The sequence below is a fragment of the Pelagivirga sediminicola genome, assembly GCF_003072125.1.
Taxonomy (GTDB): Bacteria; Pseudomonadota; Alphaproteobacteria; order Rhodobacterales; family Rhodobacteraceae; genus Roseovarius; species Roseovarius sediminicola.
The window spans coordinates 650,313-666,426 of the sequence record NZ_QCYH01000001.1; the positions used below are offsets into that span (position 1 = coordinate 650,313).

Sequence of the window (16,114 nt, forward strand, 5' to 3'; positions counted from 1 at the left end):
TCCTTGTCTGGTATTCGGGCGCCCCCCATCCGACAAGGAACGCTTGAACCAGATGACCCATGACAGCGAGCCCTCTTTACCCCCGGCGACGCCACCGCGGCTGAAAGACAGTCCTGACTGGCTGTATCTGCTGCGCGAATTCGATGCGCTTTACCGCCACGGCTCGGACGGGGGCAGCGCGCCGATCCGCAGCCATCGCAAGCGGGTGCGCGATGCGCTCTCGGCCACGATCGCGGCCGATCCCGCGCTGACCCTCCGCGCGCCGCAGGCCAAGCCGGTGACGGCCCACCTGCCCCGCGCGCTGGATCTGGGCGAGCGGGCGGCAATGCAAGGCATGGCCCGCGCCCTGCGCGAGGTGCGCGCCGATCTGACATGGGAATACGGGTACGCGCAGATGCCCAAGGCGCTGGCGCGCAAGTACGCCTATTGCGAGGTGCTGGGCCCGCACGGTCCGGTGCCGTCGGACCGGCTGATCCTTGGGTTCGTGCTGTTTGCGCCGAACACCACCTATCCGCAGCACAGCCATACCGAGATCGAGGAGAGCTATATCTCCATCGCCGGCGCGTGGTCCGAAAACAACGCGGCGGTCTATGCGCCCGGATCGCTGATCTTCAACCGCTCGGGCGATGAGCACCGCATCACCACGGGCGACCGCGATCCGTGCCTTCTGGCCTATGCGTGGACCGGGCCGGCCGCGCGGCTGGGCGCGCCGGGGATGAAGCTGACGGCGCCGCGACGCGCAAGGCCGGGCGCGTGAGACGCGTCAGAACTTCGTCGCGTTGCTGAGCGGGGTGATCGCGCGCCGCTTCAGCATCGCCTCGCGCCAGGTGATGAAGCTGACCGATCCCACGATCACCGTCCCGCCGAGCAGCACGAAGGGGTCCACCCCTTCGCCAAAGACCAGCGCCCCCAGCAACACCGCCCACACCAGTTGCAGGAACGTCATCGGCTGCGTCACCGCCAGCGGCGCGGCCTTGAAGGCCAGCGTCATGGTGTAATGCCCCCCGGTCGCCAATGCGGCGACGCCGAATAGCGTCGCCAGCTCCAGCAGCGTCGGCGTGACCCAGTCCAGCGCGGCCAGCGGCGCCAGCCCGATCGTCACCGTCACCGACAGCATGGCCACCACCGCCACCGGCGACACCTCGTTCGAGGCCAGCTTGGCCAGAAGATAGGATGCGCCGAAACAGATCGCCGTCAGCACCATCGCCATATGGCCGGGGCCGACCTCGCGCAGGCCGGGGCGCAGGATGATCACCGCGCCGCCCAGCGCCAGAAGAACCGCGATCAGGCGGCGCAGCGCCAGACGCTCGCCCAGAAACAGCGCGGCGCCGATGGTGACATAGATCGGCGCGAGGAAATTCATCGCCGTGACATCCGCAAGCGGGATGCGCGCCATCGCGAAGAACCACAGCGCGACGCCGACGGTATGCACCGCGCCGCGAATGCCGAACACCGTCCAGAGCCGCCCGGTCAGCCGCGTGCGCAGGATCACCGGCAGCGCCGGAACCAGCAGCGCAAGGCCCAGCGCATAGCGCAGGAACGCGGCCTCCGCCGCCGGAATGCGCGTGCCGATCGTCTTGACCAGCGCAGTGACCCCGACGAACAGAATGCCCGTGATGATCATCCAGAAGATGCCCCAGCCGGGCCGTGCGTTCAATTCGGTATCCATGGCGGCATTCAAAGTCGATCGCGCCGCGAATGTCGAGCCACGATCTGGCAAATCGCGATCAGTGCCGCCCGCGGCGCCCGCGCAGGCCCGCGCCAAGGCGATCGGCATAGGCCGCGCGCTCGGCCGCGGACATGCCCGCCAGCGCGTCCAGCAAGGCCGCCTCGGCCGCCTCGGCGCGGCGAGTTCCCATGTCGCGCTGGCCGCGCAGCAGGGCGCGCACCTCGCCCGCGTCGAAGGGCTCGGCGCGCAGGGCCGCCGTCAACGCTTCGAACCGGGCGCGGCGCTGGCCATGGGCGCGGGGCGGAAGCTGCGCCTCGATCCGGGCGCGCACATCTTCGGGCAGTGCGGCAATCAGCGGCCCGCCGCGCGCGTGATGGCCCGCCTGGTGATCCATGCCGCCCATGTGTGGCAGCCGCGTCAGCACCGCGCCCGCGATCAGCCCCGCCAGCGCGAGGTTCAGCGCAAGAGAGGCCAGGCAGATCAGGCGCCAGCGGCGGGGGAGCGTGGAAAACGGCATGGGCTCACTCACTGTCCAGATATTGAAAATCATAGGTCGGGGCGAGATCCGCGATCAGCACTTCGCCGCCCGCCTGCACCGCACCCGCCGCGCCATCCGGCAACAGCCATCCCGGCCCCGCCAGCCCCAGCGTCAGCCCGGCGATCCCGGCCGCGGCCAGCCCGGCCCATGCGCCGCGCTCGCGCCAGCGCCGCGGGCGATTGCGCGCCGCATCGCGCGCAACGCGCGCCATCAACAGGTCCGATGGCGCGGGGGGCGCCGCCCGCGCGGCCGCAAGCGCGCGCATCGCCGCCGCATCGCCCGCGATACGGGTCATCAGCGCGCCGCTTGGCTCCGCCGCGCCATCGTGGCGCAGCGCGCGCAACGCGCGGGCCACTGCATCATCTTCGGGGCGCATGTCACTCATATCCCAATGCCTCCTTGCGATCCGCCAGCGCGCGGGCCAATCCGGCGCGCCCGCGTGCGGTCAGGCTTTCGACCGCGTCCACGCTGATCCCCATCATGGCGGCGATATCGGGGTTCGGCAGTTCCTCGATATGGCGCAGGATCACCGCCAGCCGCTGACGTTCGGGCAACTCCAGCAGCGCGGCCTCCAGCGCGCCCTGCCGCTGCCCCTCTTGCATCCGCTCATGGGCGCTGGGGCGCGCATCCACCGGCTCGGCGGCGGCATCGAGCGGCGCCAGCCGCGCCCGGCGGCGCAGCCGGTCGGTGCACAGGTTTGCCGCCACGCGGTAGAGCCATGTCGAGGCGCGCGCGCGCCCGGGCTGCCACTCGGGCGCGATGCGCCACAGGCGCAGCATTGCATCCTGCGCGACATCCTCGGCCTCGGCCGCATCGCCCAGCATGCGCAGCGCCAGCGACAGAACACGCGGCGCGTGCCGCTGCGCAAGGGGCGCCGCGGCGGACAGATCGCCGCCCGCATAGGCGGCGATCAGCGCGTCGTCGGTCTGGGTCGATCCATCCATCAGGCCGCTCCGCCGGGCCATGCCGGGCGCAACTCGATCCGCCGCGCCCGGCTGCCTTCAATCGCTTCAGTCCTTCTTGGCGTCCTTGCCACGCTTGCCATCCTTGCCGCGCTTGCCGGAATGACGATCTTCCATCGCCTTGGCAAGCTCTTCGGCCGACAGGATGCCGTCGCCGTCCGCATCATACCGCTCGAACATCTTGTCGATGCGCTTGGCCTTGGGCGCGGGCATCTCATCGGCTGTCAGCTTGCCATCGCCATTGGTGTCCATCTTCTCAAAGCGGGCGGCGGCACGCTCGGCGGCGCGGGCACGCGCGGCCTCCTGCATCTCCTCCAGCGAAATCGCGCCGTCGCCATCGGTGTCGATCTGCTTGAAATGCGCCTCATGCGCACCCTCGGCCTCGGCGCGGGTGATCTGGCCGTCGCCGTCCAGATCCATGCGCATCATGTGGCCGCCCTTGCCGCTCATATGCTGCGCGTGAAGCGCGGGCGCGGCGGCGGTGATTGCGAAAGCGGCGACAAGGGCGATCCTGGTGTAAGAAGTCATGATGTATCCTGTTTCTTGCTCATGTTTACGGTGTGACATGGGTGATACGCGGCAGCGCGCGCGCTCCGTCGCGCAAAAGCGGATTTATTTTTTCTGCCCTCGCCCGGCCCTGCCCGCGCTGGACAATGGCGCGCCCGCGCGGCACATCCTTGGCGATGAACCTTGATGCCCGATATCCCTCGGTGGCGGACCTGAAAGAGCGCGCGCGCCGCCGCCTGCCGCGTTTCGTCTGGGAATATCTGGACAGCGGCACCGGGGCCGAGCGCGCACGCCTCGCCGGTCCCGCCGCGCTGCAAGGCATCACCCTGATGCCCTCGATCCTGCACGGCGAGTTCGCCCCGGATCTGAGCTGCACTCTGCTGGGCCGGACGCTGCCCATGCCGGTCGGCATCGGGCCTGTCGGCATGTCCGGCCTCGTCTGGCCGGATGCCGAGCGTCATCTGGCCCGCGCCGCCGCCGCCGAGGGGCTGCCCTATACCCTGTCCACCGTCGCCGCCCAGACGCCCGAAGAGATCGGGCCGCTGGCGGGCAACCATGCATGGTTCCAGATGTATCCGCCGCGCGACGAGGCGATCCGCCTTGACATGCTGGCTCGCGCCCGCGCCGCCGGATTCAGCGTGCTGGTGCTGACCGCCGACGTGCCCGTCGCCTCGCGCCGCGAACGGCTGGCGCGGTCCGGCCTGACGCAGCCGCCGCGCCTGACGCCGCGGCTGATGGCGCAGGTGGCGATCAGGCCCGCCTGGGCGCTGGGGATGGCGCGGATGGGCCTGCCGCGGATGCGGCTGATCGACAGCTATGCCGGGGACACGTCCGGCCTGCCCTCGACGGCGCATGCGGGCTATCTGCTGCGCACCTCGCCGGACCGGGACTACCTGCGCTGGCTGCGCGATCACTGGGACGGCCCGCTGGTGGTCAAGGGCGTGCTGAACCCCGATGATGCGAAGATGCTGCAGGCCGAGGGCGTCGATGCGCTCTGGGTGTCGAACCATGGCGGGCGCCAGTTTGACGCGGCCCCGGCCAGCATCCGCCAGCTGCCGCAGGTCAGGGCGGCAACGGACCTGCCGCTGATCTTCGATGGCGGCGTGACCGGCGGGCTGGACGTGCTGCGCGCCATCGCGCTTGGCGCGGATTTCGTGATGATGGCGCGGCCTTGGCATTATGCGCTGGCCGCGCTCGGCGCCGGGGGCCCTGCGCATCTGGCGCATATCCTGCGCGCCGACATGATCGCCAACATGGGACAGCTGGGCGCGCGCCGCCTGAGCGATCTTCCCTCGCGCCCGCATGGCGCGGCCCCTACCGGGTAGGAAATGTCGCAAAGGGGTGGGTTTGGCGGCGTATTCGTTGCGTAAGCGCGCCGCGAATCTTACAAAGTCCCCAGACAGGTTGCGCTGCACCGCGGCAATCCGCACTCTCGCGCGGCACGAAACGACACCAAGCAAGGCAAGGCAGCTTGCCACGGATCAACAGGGACACAGCGCCATGACCGAATTCAAGAAGATCCTGATCGCCAACCGCGGCGAGATCGCCATCCGCATCATGCGCGCCGCCAACGAAATGGGCAAGAAAACCGTCGCCGTCTTTGCCGAAGAGGACAAGCTGGGCCTGCACCGCTTCAAGGCCGATGAGGCGTATCGCATCGGCGAGGGGCTGGGCCCCGTAGCGGCTTACCTGAGCATTGACGAGATCATCCGCGTCGCGCGCGAATCGGGCGCCGACGCGATCCACCCCGGCTATGGCCTGCTGTCGGAGAATCCCGATTTCGTCGATGCCTGCGCCGCGAACAACATCACCTTCATCGGCCCGCAGGCAAAAACCATGCGCGAGCTGGGCGACAAGGCCAGCGCGCGCCGCGTCGCCATCGAGGCGGGCGTTCCCGTCATCCCCGCGACCGAGGTGCTGGGCACCGACATGGACAAGATCCGCGCCGAGGCCGAGGCGATCGGCTATCCCCTGATGCTCAAGGCGTCCTGGGGCGGCGGCGGGCGCGGGATGCGCCCCATCAACAAGCCCGAAGAGCTGGAGGAAAAGGTGCTGGAGGGCCGCCGCGAGGCGCAGGCGGCCTTCGGCAGTGGCGAGGGGTATCTGGAAAAGATGATCCTGCGCGCCCGGCACGTCGAGGTGCAGATCCTCGGCGACAAGCATGGCAACATGTATCACCTCTACGAGCGCGATTGCAGCGTCCAGCGCCGTAACCAGAAGGTCGTCGAACGCGCTCCGGCCCCCTACCTGACCGAGGAGCAGCGCGCCGAGGTGTGCGAGCTGGGCTACAAGATCTGCAAGCACGTCAATTACGAATGCGCCGGCACGGTCGAGTTCCTGATGGACATGGACACGCAGAAATTCCACTTCATCGAGGTGAACCCCCGGGTGCAGGTCGAACATACCGTGACCGAGGAAGTCACCGGCATCGACATCGTGCAGGCGCAGATCAAGATCGCCGAGGGCAAGACGCTGGCCGAGGCGACGCGCAAGGCGTCGCAGGACGAGATCCAGCTGCACGGCCACGCGCTCCAGACCCGGATCACGACAGAGGATCCGCAGAACAACTTCATCCCCGATTACGGCCGCATCACCGCGTTCCGCGAGGCCACCGGCATGGGCATCCGCCTTGACGGCGGCACCGCCTATTCGGGCGGCGTCATCACGCGGTTCTATGACAGCCTGCTGGTCAAGGTGACGGCACACGCGCAGACGCCCGAAGCCGCCATCGCCCGCATGGACCGCGCCCTGCGAGAGTTCCGCATCCGCGGCGTTTCCACCAATATCGCCTTCGTCGAGAACCTGCTGAAGCACCCCACGTTTCTGAACAACAAATACACCACCAAGTTCATCGACGAGACGCCCGAGCTCTTCACCTTCCGCAGCCGACGCGACCGCGGGACCAAGGTGCTGACCTATATCGCGGACATCACCGTGAACGGGCATCCCGAGGTCAAGGACCGCCCGCTGCCGCGCGCGGATCTCAAGGATCCCCGCCCGCCCAAACCCCGGCGCGAGGCGCAGATGGGCACCCGCAACCTGCTGGAGCAAAAGGGTCCCGAGGCCGTCGCCGACTGGATGAAAAAGCAAAAGCGGCTGCTGATCACCGACACCACCATGCGCGACGGGCACCAGTCCCTTCTGGCCACGCGCATGCGCAGCCGCGACATGATACGCGTCGCGCCCGCCTATGCCGCGCATCTGCCACAGCTTTTCAGCGTCGAATGCTGGGGCGGCGCGACCTTCGATGTCGCCTACCGCTTCTTGCAGGAATGTCCGTGGCAGCGCCTGCGCGATCTGCGCAGCCATATGCCGAACGTGATGACGCAGATGCTGCTGCGCGCCTCGAACGGGGTGGGCTATACCAACTATCCCGACAACGTGGTGCAGGAATTCGTGCGCCAGGCCGCCAAGACCGGCGTTGATGTCTTCCGCGTGTTCGATTCGCTCAACTGGGTTGAGAACATGCGCGTCGCCATGGATGCGGTCGTCGAGGCGAACAAGGTCTGCGAAGGCTCGATCTGCTACACCGGGGACATCCTGAACCCCGACCGCGCCAAGTATGACCTGAAATATTATGTCGGCATGGCCCGCGATCTGGAGGCCGCAGGCGCGCATGTGCTGGGCCTCAAGGACATGGCCGGGCTGCTGAAACCCGCCGCCGCCCGCGTCCTGATCCGCGCGCTGAAGGAAGAGGTCGGCCTGCCCATCCACTTCCACACCCATGACACCGCCGGCATCGCCTGCGCCACCATCCTTGCCGCCGCCGATGCAGGCGTCGACGCCGTCGATTGCGCGATGGACGCGCTGTCGGGCAACACCTCGCAGGCGACGCTCGGCTCGGTCGTCGAGGCGCTGGCGCATACGGACCGCGACACCGGCATCGACATCGGCGCCGTGCGCGAGATCTCGGACTACTGGGATGCGGTGCGCGCGCATTATGCCGCGTTCGAATCGTCGATGCAGGCCCCCTCCTCGGAGGTTTATCTGCACGAGATGCCGGGCGGGCAGTTCACCAACCTCAAGGCGCAGGCGCGTTCGATGGGGCTGGAGGATCGCTGGCCGGAGGTGGCGCAGACCTATGCCGACGTGAACCAGATGTTCGGCGATATCGTCAAGGTCACGCCGTCCTCCAAGGTGGTGGGCGACATGGCGCTGATGATGGTCAGCCAGGGCCTCAGCCGCGCCGAGGTCGAGGACCCGGACCGCGACATCTCCTTCCCCGATTCGGTGATCGATATGCTGCGCGGCAACCTCGGCCAGCCGCCGGGCGGTTTTCCTGCGAAGCTGGTGAAAAAGGCGCTGAAGGGCGAGGCGCCGATCACCGACCGGCCGGGCGCGCATCTGGCCCCGGTCGATCTGGAGGCCACGCGCGCCGAACTGGTGGCGCTGATGGAGGGCAAACCCGTCGATGACGAGGATCTGAACGGGTATCTGATGTATCCCAAGGTCTTTCTGGACTACATGGGCCGCCATCGAATCTATGGCCCGGTCCGGGTGTTGCCGACACGCACGTTCTTCTACGGGATGGAGCCGCGCGAAGAGATCACCGCCGAAATCGACCCCGGCAAGACGCTGGAGATCCGCCTGCAGGCCGTGGGCGAGACCGGCGACGACGGGCAGGTGCGCGTCTTTTTCGAGCTGAACGGCCAGCCCCGCGTGATCCGCGTGCCCAACCGCGCCGTCACCGCCGCGACGGCGGCCCGCCCCAAGGCCGAGCCGGGCAATCCGTGCCATATCGGCGCGCCGATGCCCGGCGTCGTGGCCAGCGTGGCCGTCAGCGTCGGGACCGAGGTGAAAGCCAACGATCTGCTGATGACCGTCGAGGCGATGAAGATGGAAACCGGGCTGTATGCCGAGCGCGACACGGTGGTCAAAGCCGTGCACGTCGTCCCCGGCGGCCAGATCGACGCAAAGGATCTGCTGATCGAATTGGAGTAGGCCCGGTGCGCGGCGGCGCCTGCCTTGGCCGGCTATTTCGGGAAAGATGAAAGAGCGCGCGCCGGACCCCACCGGCGCCGCTAGCTGCGCAGTTTCCGCGCGGCAAGGCACACGGTTTCTGCAAAGGCGCATCTTTTTCATCATTTGGGGAAATTTGCCCTTGCAGCCCCGGTGCGGAATTTGTACATCCGCCTCAATCGGTGCGGGCGTAGCTCAGGGGTAGAGCATAACCTTGCCAAGGTTAGGGTCGGGCGTTCGAATCGCCTCGCCCGCTCCAATTGAAGCAAGGCTGACTTGCTTCGGACCGCCACCCACGGTTCTGATAGACAAGGCCGCCTTCGGGCGGCCTTTCTGCTTTTCGGGGCCGCGCGGCAAACGCCGGGGCGGGTTGCCCAATGCACTTTGCCTTGATAGAACGAAATGAGAACGGGGCGAACCTGGCGCGCGCGCCTTGATCTTGCCCCGCGGACTGGGTTCTATAGGGAAAAAGGGGCGCGCCAGATGCTGACATCCGTAGAATTATGCGCCGGTGCCGGCGGTCAGGCACTGGGCCTTGAGGCTGCGGGATTCGCGCATACCGCCCTTGTGGAAATCGACAAGCATTGCTGCGCCACGTTGCGCCATAATCGCCCCGGCTGGAACGTGCTGGAGGAGGACATGCGCCTGTTCAAGGAGCGCGCAGGCGATTATCGCGGCATCGACCTTCTGGCCGGCGGGCTGCCCTGCCCGCCCTTTTCAGTCGCGGGCAAGCAACTGGGCGAGCGCGACGAGCGCAATCTTTTCAACGACGCGCTCGATATCGTCGACGCGGCGCGCCCGCGCGCGGTGATGATCGAGAATGTGCGCGGCTTTCTCGATGCCGTCTTTCACGACTACCGCGAGAAGCTGAAGACCCAGCTGGCCCGGCTGGGCTATGAGACAGACTGGCGCCTGCTGAACGCCTCCGATTTCGGCGTGCCGCAGCTGCGCCCCCGCGTGGTGATCGTGGCGGTGGAAAAGGCGCGCGCCGATCTTTTCGGCTGGCCCGAGCCGAACCCGCACAATCCGCCCACCGTGGGCGAGACGCTGCGCGACCTGATGGGCGCGAATGGCTGGCGCGGCGCCGATGACTGGGCCGCCAGGGCGGACGAGATCGCGCCGACCATCGTCGGCGGCTCGAAAAAGCATGGCGGGCCGGATCTGGGCCCAACGCGCGCGCGCGCCGCCTGGGCCACGCTGGGCGTCGAGGGGCGCACCATCGCGCCAGAGGCGCCTTTGCCCGGCCATAACGGCATGCCGCGCCTGACCGTGCCCATGGTCGCGCGCATCCAGGGGTTCCCCGATGACTGGCACTTCACCGGGGCCAAGACCAACGCCTATCGCCAGGTCGGCAATGCCTTCCCCCCGCCCGTCGCGCAGGCCGTATCGGCGCAGATATCCGCCGCGCTGCGCAAGCGGATGCTGCACGCCGTCGCCGGTTAGCGCCCGCGCATGAAGCGCACCCTGCCCGATAGCCGCATCGCGCCGGGCCATCCCGATCACGCCCTGCTGAGCGCGATTGCCGCCGATATCACCGCGCGGGCGGGCGGCGCCGATACGCTGGCCGCCGCGATCGGCGCCATGCTGCGCGGCTGTGTCGATGATGTTCTGATGACCGCCAAGACCGGGCGGCGCAGCTATGACGAGCTTGAAAAGACCGAAAAGACCTATATCGGCACCCGCGTCGAGATCGAGCTGCGCGCGCTTCTGGGGCTGCCGAAGGGGCGGCTCGATACCGTGATCCTCGGCCATGACGTTGATATCAAGCACACGATGGGCGGCAACTGGATGATCCCGACCGAGGCGGTCGGGCATCCTTGCATCCTTGTCGCCGCGGACGAGGCGCGCGCGGTCTGCCATCTGGGGCTGATCGTGGCGCGCGCCGAATACCTGACCGAGGGGCAAAACAAGGATGCCAAGCGCAACATTTCCGCCGCAGGCTTTGCCGATATCCTGTGGCTGCTGGCGCAGGAGCCATATGCGCGCAATTTCTGGCGCACGGTGCCTGCGGACGCCGTGGCGCGCATCTTCGGGGCGGGGTCGGGCAACGCGCGCATGGCCGCGCTCTTCCGCGAGGTGCAGGGCCGCCCGATCGGGCGCGACGTGGTCGAGGCGGTGGCGCAGCAGCGCGATTTCATGCGCCGCATCCGCGCCGATAACGGGCGCGGCACCCGCGATCATCTGGCGCGCGAGGGGATCCTGCTGCTGTCGGGCCAGTATGACGCGGCCCTGATCGCCGCACTGGGGCTGCGGGCCTGCACCGCGGCCGAGTTCATTTCCCACCGCCCCCGATCCGAGGCGCAGGCCGGGTTGGCCGCGCGGCACGGGATCGCACCAGGCGGCGCAAACTGACCCTCGCCCCCTTGGCGGCGCGGCGCGATCTGCCTATAAGCGCCTCAGATTGCACCCCGGAGAGCGACATGCGCAGCGCCACCATCACCCGCAAGACCGCCGAGACCGATATCAGCGTGACCATCGCACTGGACGGCACCGGCAGCTATGACAACCAGACCGGCGTGGGGTTTTTCGATCACATGCTGGACCAGCTGGCGCGCCATGCGCTGATCGACATGAAGATTGCCTGCGAGGGCGATCTGCATATCGATGATCACCACACGGTCGAGGATGTGGGCATCGCGCTGGGTCAGGCTTTGGCGCAAGCCCTGGGTGACAAGCGCGGCATCCGCCGCTATGGCGCCTGTCTTCTGCCGATGGACGACGCGCTGGTGCGCGCCGCGCTGGACTTGTCGGGCCGCCCGTTTCTGGTGTGGAACATGGAGCTTCCCACCGCGAAGATCGGCACGTTCGACACCGAACTGGTGCGCGAGTTTTTCCAAGCCTTTTCAACGCATTCAGGCATGACACTTCATGTCGATGCGCTGCACGGGATCAACAGCCACCACATGGCCGAGGCCGCGTTCAAATCCGTGGCGCGCGCCCTGCGCGACGCGGTCGAGACGGACCCGCGCAAGGGTGACGCGATCCCGTCCACCAAGGGAACGCTCTAGGCCGATGCGCACCGTCATCGTCGATTATGAAAGCGGCAATTTGCACTCCGCCGAGAAGGCGTTTCAGCGCATGGCGCGCGAGGGCGGCGCGGGCGAGGTGATCGTCACCTCCGACCCCGACACGGTGCGCCGCGCCGACCGCGTCGTTCTGCCCGGCGACGGGGCCTTCGCCGCCTGCCGCGCGCAGCTTTACGATCATCGCGGCCTGTTCGAGGCGATGCGCGAGGCGGTGCTGGACCGCGCCCGCCCCTTCATGGGCATCTGCATCGGCATGCAGATGCTGGCCACCCGCGGGCTGGAGCATGGCGAGACGGCCGGTTTCGACTGGATCGACGGCACGGTGGGCCTGATCGAGCCTTCGGATAGTAGCCTCAAGGTGCCGCATATGGGCTGGAACGATCTGGTGCTGGACCGACCGCACCCGGTATTCGAGGGGGTCGAGACGGGCCATCACGCCTATTTCGTCCATTCCTACCAGTTTCATGTGGACGATCCCGCGCACCTGCTGGCGCATGCCGAGTATGGCGGGCGCGTCACCGCCGTGGTGGGGCGCGACAACCTGATCGGCACGCAGTTCCACCCCGAGAAAAGCCAGGCCACGGGGCTTGCCATGATCGCCAATTTCCTGCGCTGGATGCCCTGATCCTTTTACCAATAGGTTACGCCATGATCCTCTACCCCGCCATCGACCTCAAGGACGGCCAGGCCGTGCGCCTTCTGCGCGGCGAGATGGATGCCGCCACCGTCTTCAACGATGACCCGGCGGCGCAGGCCGAAGCGTTTGTCGCGGCGGGCTGCGAATGGCTTCATCTGGTGGATCTGAACGGCGCTTTCGCCGGCGCGCCGGTCAACGCGGCCCCCGTCGAGGAGATCCTGAAGCGCTGCCGCGTGCCTGCCCAGCTGGGCGGCGGCATCCGCGACATGGCCACGATCGAGGGCTGGCTGTCCAAGGGGCTGGCCCGCGTCATCCTCGGCACCGTGGCGGTCGAGAACCCCGCGCTGGTGCGCGAGGCGGCGCGCGCCTTTCCCGGACAGGTCGCGGTCGGCATTGACGCGAGGGCGGGCCGCGTCGCCACCAAAGGCTGGGCCGAGGAGACGGACGTTGACGCCACCGACCTTGCCCGCAGTTTCGAGGACGCGGGCGTTGCCGCGATCATCTACACCGATATCGAGCGGGACGGCGCCATGCAGGGCCCGAATATCGAGGCGACAGCGGCGCTGGCCAATGCCGTCAGCATCCCCGTGATTGCGTCCGGCGGTGTCAGTTCGCTGGCCGATCTGATTGCCCTGCGCGATTGTGGCGCGCCGCTGAACGGGGCCATTTCGGGTCGCGCGCTTTATGACGGGGCGCTGGATCTGGCCTCAGCTCTAAAAACACTTTACTAGCATAACTGTGAAAGAAGCAGTGAAACATCTACTGAGTATCCAAGATCGCGCCGGGACCATTCGCGTCCAGAACATTCTGAGTCCTTTGCTTTGGCTTTGCGCAATAATGGTCCCAACTGGTGCAACCGGACTTCTCTTTGCGCCGAGTTCAATTGTCCAAATTGTTTTCGCTGTGCTGATGATACTGCCACTATTCTTCGCATTAGTCAGCTATGCTTATTTTGCTCTCTGTGACCCTAACAGACTCCAATCTGAAGAATACCTTATCAGATCACAGCAACTACATCTAATGTCGAAGCAGAGTGGCGAAATTACCGACCCAAATGATCTCAAAATGATGGACATAGACTCTCCTCAGCTAGCTAGAGGAGGCAACCAAGATGAGTGACTTTATATTAGTTTCGTTTGACGCAAGTGTGATTGATTCCTTGCAAATGGCAAAAATTCTTGATGATAAACTCATTTTGAAGAATTGGATGACATTGTTCCCGAACACGCTGCTTGTCGACACGAACGCTACCAGCCAGCAGGTTTCTAAAACAATACAAGATAGCTGCAAGGGTCTTAACTTTATCGCTGTTGAATTCGAAGCCGATAAAAGTAGCGGGTATCTACCGGTAGCTGTTGGCCGTGAAATTGCAAGTAAAAGGCCATTCTGATGCTGAAAACCCGTATCATCCCCTGCCTTGACGTGGCCGATGGCCGCGTGGTCAAGGGCGTCAACTTTGTCGATCTGCGCGATGCGGGCGATCCGGTGGATGCCGCGCGCGCCTATGACGCGGCGGGCGCGGACGAGCTGTGCTTTCTGGATATCCACGCCACGCATGAGAATCGCGGCACCATGTTCGACGTCGTGCGCCGCACCGCCGAGCAATGCTACATCCCGCTGACCGTGGGCGGGGGCGTGCGCACGCCCGCCGATGTCCGCGCCCTGCTGCTCGCGGGTGCGGACAAGGTCAGCTTCAACTCCGCCGCCGTCGCCGATCCGGACGTGGTGCGCGCCGCATCCGACCAGTTCGGCAGCCAGTGCATTGTCGTCGCCATCGACGCCAAGACGGTCTCCCCCGGCAAGTGGGAGATTTTCACCCATGGCGGACGCAAGGCGACGGGCATCGACGCGGTTGAATTTGCACGGGTGGTAGCGGCGAAGGGCGCGGGCGAGATCCTGCTGACCTCGATGGACCGGGACGGCACGCGCGCAGGCTTCAACCTGCCGCTAACGCGCGCGATCAGCGATGCGGTGGATATCCCCGTCATCGCGTCGGGCGGCGTCGGCACGCTGGATCATCTGGTGGAAGGCGTGCGCGAGGGCGGCGCAAGCGCGGTGCTGGCCGCGTCGATCTTTCACTTTGGCGAGTTCACGATCGGCGAGGCCAAGGCCCATATGCAGGGGGCCGGCATTCCTATGAGGATGGGACGATGACGCTGGACGATCTGGCCGCCATTATTGCACAGCGCGCAGGCGCGGACCCCGAGGGCAGTTGGACCGCGAAACTGCTGGCGAAAGGCCCCGAAAAATGCGCCGAGAAGTTCGGCGAAGAGGCCATCGAGGCGATCATCGAGGCGGTCAGGGACGACCGCGCGGCGCTGACCCGCGAGGCGGCGGATGTGCTCTTTCACCTTCTGGTCATGCTGCACTCGCGCGGCGTGGCGCTGGCCGATGTCATGGCGGTGCTGGACGAGCGGCAGGGCCGGTCGGGCCTTGCGGAAAAGGCCGCGCGCGATCAGCGCGGCCGCGATTGAGAGGCAGGTATGATCCGTCACGTGGTTTTCTTTTCGGCCGCCGAGGGCCAGTCCGTCGACACGGTGCGCGAGGGTCTGATGATGCTGGCGCAGATCCCGCACGCCGATCATTTCGAGGTGGGCCGCAACCTGCAGACCGACACGATCAGCGCCGAGGCGCCCGATCTGGTGGTCTATGCCGAGTTCAGGGACGAGGCTGCGCTGGCCGCCTTCAAGGCGCATCCGACCTATGCCGCCTGCACGGCCCATGTGCGCCCCATGCGCGAGATGCGCATCGCCGCGGATTTCCACGCCGGCTGAGGCCGCGAAGAAAATTCGCGAATTTTCAATGGCCGCCCAGCCGCGATGTCAGGAGATCAGCCTCGGATACTCGATCGCGGGGCAGCGGTTCATCACCACATCGACGCCGCGCGCCCGTGCGGTTTCGGCGGCCTCCTCATGGACCACGCCGATCTGCATCCAGATGGTGCCGAGCTGCGGGAAACGGGCCAGTGCCTCGTCCACGATTTCGGGCACATGGTCGGACTGGCGGAAAATGTCAATCATGTCGATATCGCCCGCGATGTCACCCAGCTTGGCGACGACCGGCTGGCCCAGCAGCGTCTGCCCTGCAAGGCCCGGATTGACCGGCACCACCTCATACCCCGCCTTCAGCAGGAAATTCATCACCCGATGGCTGGGTCGCGACGGGTTGGCCGATGCGCCGACCAGCGCGATGCGGCGCGTGCGCGTGAGGATCTCTTTGATCTTGCTATCTTGTGTCATGGCGCCACCATCGCGGCATTGCGCAGCGGGTGCAAGCACGGCGCGCAGTGCCGCCCAAAGAAAAAAGCGCCCAAGGAGAAAACCCTGGGCGCCAGTCACGGAACGAGGGACAGTGAAAGAAGACACCGAAGTTCCGCATCGGCGCCTCTGTCATACAAGATAGGTGCCATTTTCCGGTTTGAAAGGGCGGTAATAGAGCTGTGATCGCGCTGTGATTGGGGCGGCGCGGCGGGTCAGTCGAAAATATCCTCGACCACGTCCCAGATTTCCTCAAGCGCCTTGCGCAGCAGGGGTTTGCGCGGTTTGCGGCGGCGCCGGTCCCCGTACTCGGGTTCGGCATGGCGCGCCCGCGATGGCTTGGGCGCCGGTGGTTTGGACTTGCGCGCCGGGCGCCCCGGCCGCGCCACTCCGGCGCAGGACGGGCGCGGCGCGCTTTTCGCGCGCGGCTGGGGGATCGCCTTCATCTCGTGCAGGGGCGCGCCGCAGGCAGCGCAGGACAGCTCGTGCCGCCCCTGCCCGCGCAGGACCAGCGCCGCGCGCGTTCCGCAATAACAGCATGTGGCGATCTTGTGCATCA

At 66.7% G+C, this 16,114-nt stretch carries 19 protein-coding genes and 1 tRNA gene; 13 read left to right on the top strand and 7 right to left on the bottom strand.

Features of this window, described 5'->3' with window-relative positions; genetic code table 11:
- Nucleotides 1–52 precede the first annotated feature (52 nt).
- On the top strand, nucleotides 53–757 hold the full coding sequence (locus DC366_RS03040; protein ID WP_108690849.1) for a dimethylsulfonioproprionate lyase family protein: 705 nt from the start codon (nucleotides 53–55) through the stop codon (nucleotides 755–757).
- Nucleotides 758–763: 6 nt separating this feature from the next.
- Here the strand turns inward: DC366_RS03040 and DC366_RS03045 are convergent, their stop codons facing one another.
- The 5 genes from DC366_RS03045 to DC366_RS03065 form a co-directional block, all read right to left on the bottom strand.
- Nucleotides 764–1,669: a DMT family transporter gene (locus DC366_RS03045; protein WP_243405014.1), complete on the bottom strand. Its 906-nt coding sequence runs from the start codon at nucleotides 1,667–1,669 to the stop codon at nucleotides 764–766.
- 58 nt (nucleotides 1,670–1,727) lie between these two features.
- The gene (locus DC366_RS03050) at nucleotides 1,728–2,186 is read right to left on the bottom strand and encodes a periplasmic heavy metal sensor (protein ID WP_165802831.1); all 459 of its coding nucleotides are present in this window, start codon (nucleotides 2,184–2,186) and stop codon (nucleotides 1,728–1,730) included.
- A gap of 4 nt (nucleotides 2,187–2,190) precedes the next feature.
- A complete protein-coding gene (locus DC366_RS03055; protein WP_133176162.1) occupies nucleotides 2,191–2,592 on the bottom strand; it encodes a hypothetical protein in 402 nt (133 codons plus the stop codon).
- Nucleotides 2,585–3,151 carry a sigma-70 family RNA polymerase sigma factor gene (locus DC366_RS03060; protein ID WP_243405015.1) on the bottom strand — a complete coding sequence of 189 codons (567 nt, stop codon included), beginning with the start codon at nucleotides 3,149–3,151 and terminating at the stop codon, nucleotides 2,585–2,587. Before DC366_RS03060 ends, DC366_RS03055 begins: the two co-directional genes overlap by 8 nt.
- A gap of 66 nt (nucleotides 3,152–3,217) precedes the next feature.
- Entirely contained in the window at nucleotides 3,218–3,697 is a 480-nt protein-coding gene (locus DC366_RS03065) for an EF-hand domain-containing protein (RefSeq protein ID WP_165802832.1), read from the bottom strand.
- Between the two features lie 155 nt (nucleotides 3,698–3,852).
- On the opposite strand from DC366_RS03065, the gene DC366_RS03070 reads away from it, so the two are divergent.
- The 12 genes from DC366_RS03070 (at nucleotide 3,853) to DC366_RS03120 (ending at nucleotide 15,072) form a co-directional block, all read left to right on the top strand.
- Nucleotides 3,853–5,001, top strand: coding sequence for an alpha-hydroxy acid oxidase (locus tag DC366_RS03070; RefSeq protein WP_108690668.1), 1,149 nt, complete (start codon nucleotides 3,853–3,855; stop codon nucleotides 4,999–5,001).
- Nucleotides 5,002–5,176: 175 nt separating this feature from the next.
- Entirely contained in the window at nucleotides 5,177–8,617 is a 3,441-nt protein-coding gene (locus DC366_RS03075; protein ID WP_108690669.1) for a pyruvate carboxylase, read from the top strand.
- 202 nt (nucleotides 8,618–8,819) lie between these two features.
- Nucleotides 8,820–8,894: transfer RNA gene (locus DC366_RS03080), tRNA-Gly, on the top strand.
- Between the two features lie 224 nt (nucleotides 8,895–9,118).
- Nucleotides 9,119–10,078 (top strand): DNA cytosine methyltransferase, encoded by a 960-nt coding sequence (locus DC366_RS03085; protein WP_108690851.1) that lies wholly within the window; start codon nucleotides 9,119–9,121, stop codon nucleotides 10,076–10,078.
- A gap of 9 nt (nucleotides 10,079–10,087) precedes the next feature.
- Nucleotides 10,088–10,987: a NaeI family type II restriction endonuclease gene (locus DC366_RS03090; RefSeq protein WP_108690670.1), complete on the top strand. Its 900-nt coding sequence runs from the start codon at nucleotides 10,088–10,090 to the stop codon at nucleotides 10,985–10,987.
- A 68-nt stretch (nucleotides 10,988–11,055) separates the two neighbouring features.
- The gene (gene hisB, locus DC366_RS03095) at nucleotides 11,056–11,643 is read left to right on the top strand and encodes an imidazoleglycerol-phosphate dehydratase HisB (RefSeq protein WP_108690671.1); all 588 of its coding nucleotides are present in this window, start codon (nucleotides 11,056–11,058) and stop codon (nucleotides 11,641–11,643) included.
- A 4-nt stretch (nucleotides 11,644–11,647) separates the two neighbouring features.
- Nucleotides 11,648–12,286 (top strand): imidazole glycerol phosphate synthase subunit HisH, encoded by a 639-nt coding sequence (gene hisH, locus DC366_RS03100; RefSeq protein ID WP_108690672.1) that lies wholly within the window; start codon nucleotides 11,648–11,650, stop codon nucleotides 12,284–12,286.
- Nucleotides 12,287–12,309: 23 nt separating this feature from the next.
- Nucleotides 12,310–13,029 carry a 1-(5-phosphoribosyl)-5-[(5-phosphoribosylamino)methylideneamino]imidazole-4-carboxamide isomerase gene (gene hisA / locus DC366_RS03105; protein WP_108690673.1) on the top strand — a complete coding sequence of 240 codons (720 nt, stop codon included), beginning with the start codon at nucleotides 12,310–12,312 and terminating at the stop codon, nucleotides 13,027–13,029.
- 380 nt (nucleotides 13,030–13,409) lie between these two features.
- Entirely contained in the window at nucleotides 13,410–13,688 is a 279-nt protein-coding gene (locus tag DC366_RS19615; RefSeq protein ID WP_133176163.1) for a hypothetical protein, read from the top strand.
- On the top strand, nucleotides 13,688–14,452 hold the full coding sequence (gene hisF, locus DC366_RS03110) for an imidazole glycerol phosphate synthase subunit HisF (protein ID WP_108690674.1): 765 nt from the start codon (nucleotides 13,688–13,690) through the stop codon (nucleotides 14,450–14,452). The genes DC366_RS19615 and hisF overlap by 1 nt, the downstream gene beginning before the upstream one ends.
- Nucleotides 14,449–14,772: a phosphoribosyl-ATP diphosphatase gene (locus DC366_RS03115; RefSeq protein ID WP_108690675.1), complete on the top strand. Its 324-nt coding sequence runs from the start codon at nucleotides 14,449–14,451 to the stop codon at nucleotides 14,770–14,772. The genes hisF and DC366_RS03115 overlap by 4 nt, the downstream gene beginning before the upstream one ends.
- A 9-nt stretch (nucleotides 14,773–14,781) precedes the next feature.
- Nucleotides 14,782–15,072 (top strand): Dabb family protein, encoded by a 291-nt coding sequence (locus DC366_RS03120; protein WP_108690676.1) that lies wholly within the window; start codon nucleotides 14,782–14,784, stop codon nucleotides 15,070–15,072.
- A gap of 48 nt (nucleotides 15,073–15,120) precedes the next feature.
- On the opposite strand, the gene DC366_RS03125 is transcribed toward DC366_RS03120, so the two are convergent.
- A complete protein-coding gene (locus DC366_RS03125) occupies nucleotides 15,121–15,537 on the bottom strand; it encodes a CoA-binding protein (protein ID WP_108690852.1) in 417 nt (138 codons plus the stop codon).
- Between the two features lie 233 nt (nucleotides 15,538–15,770).
- On the bottom strand, nucleotides 15,771–16,112 hold the full coding sequence (locus tag DC366_RS03130) for a hypothetical protein (RefSeq protein WP_108690677.1): 342 nt from the start codon (nucleotides 16,110–16,112) through the stop codon (nucleotides 15,771–15,773).
- Nucleotides 16,113–16,114 lie beyond the last annotated feature (2 nt).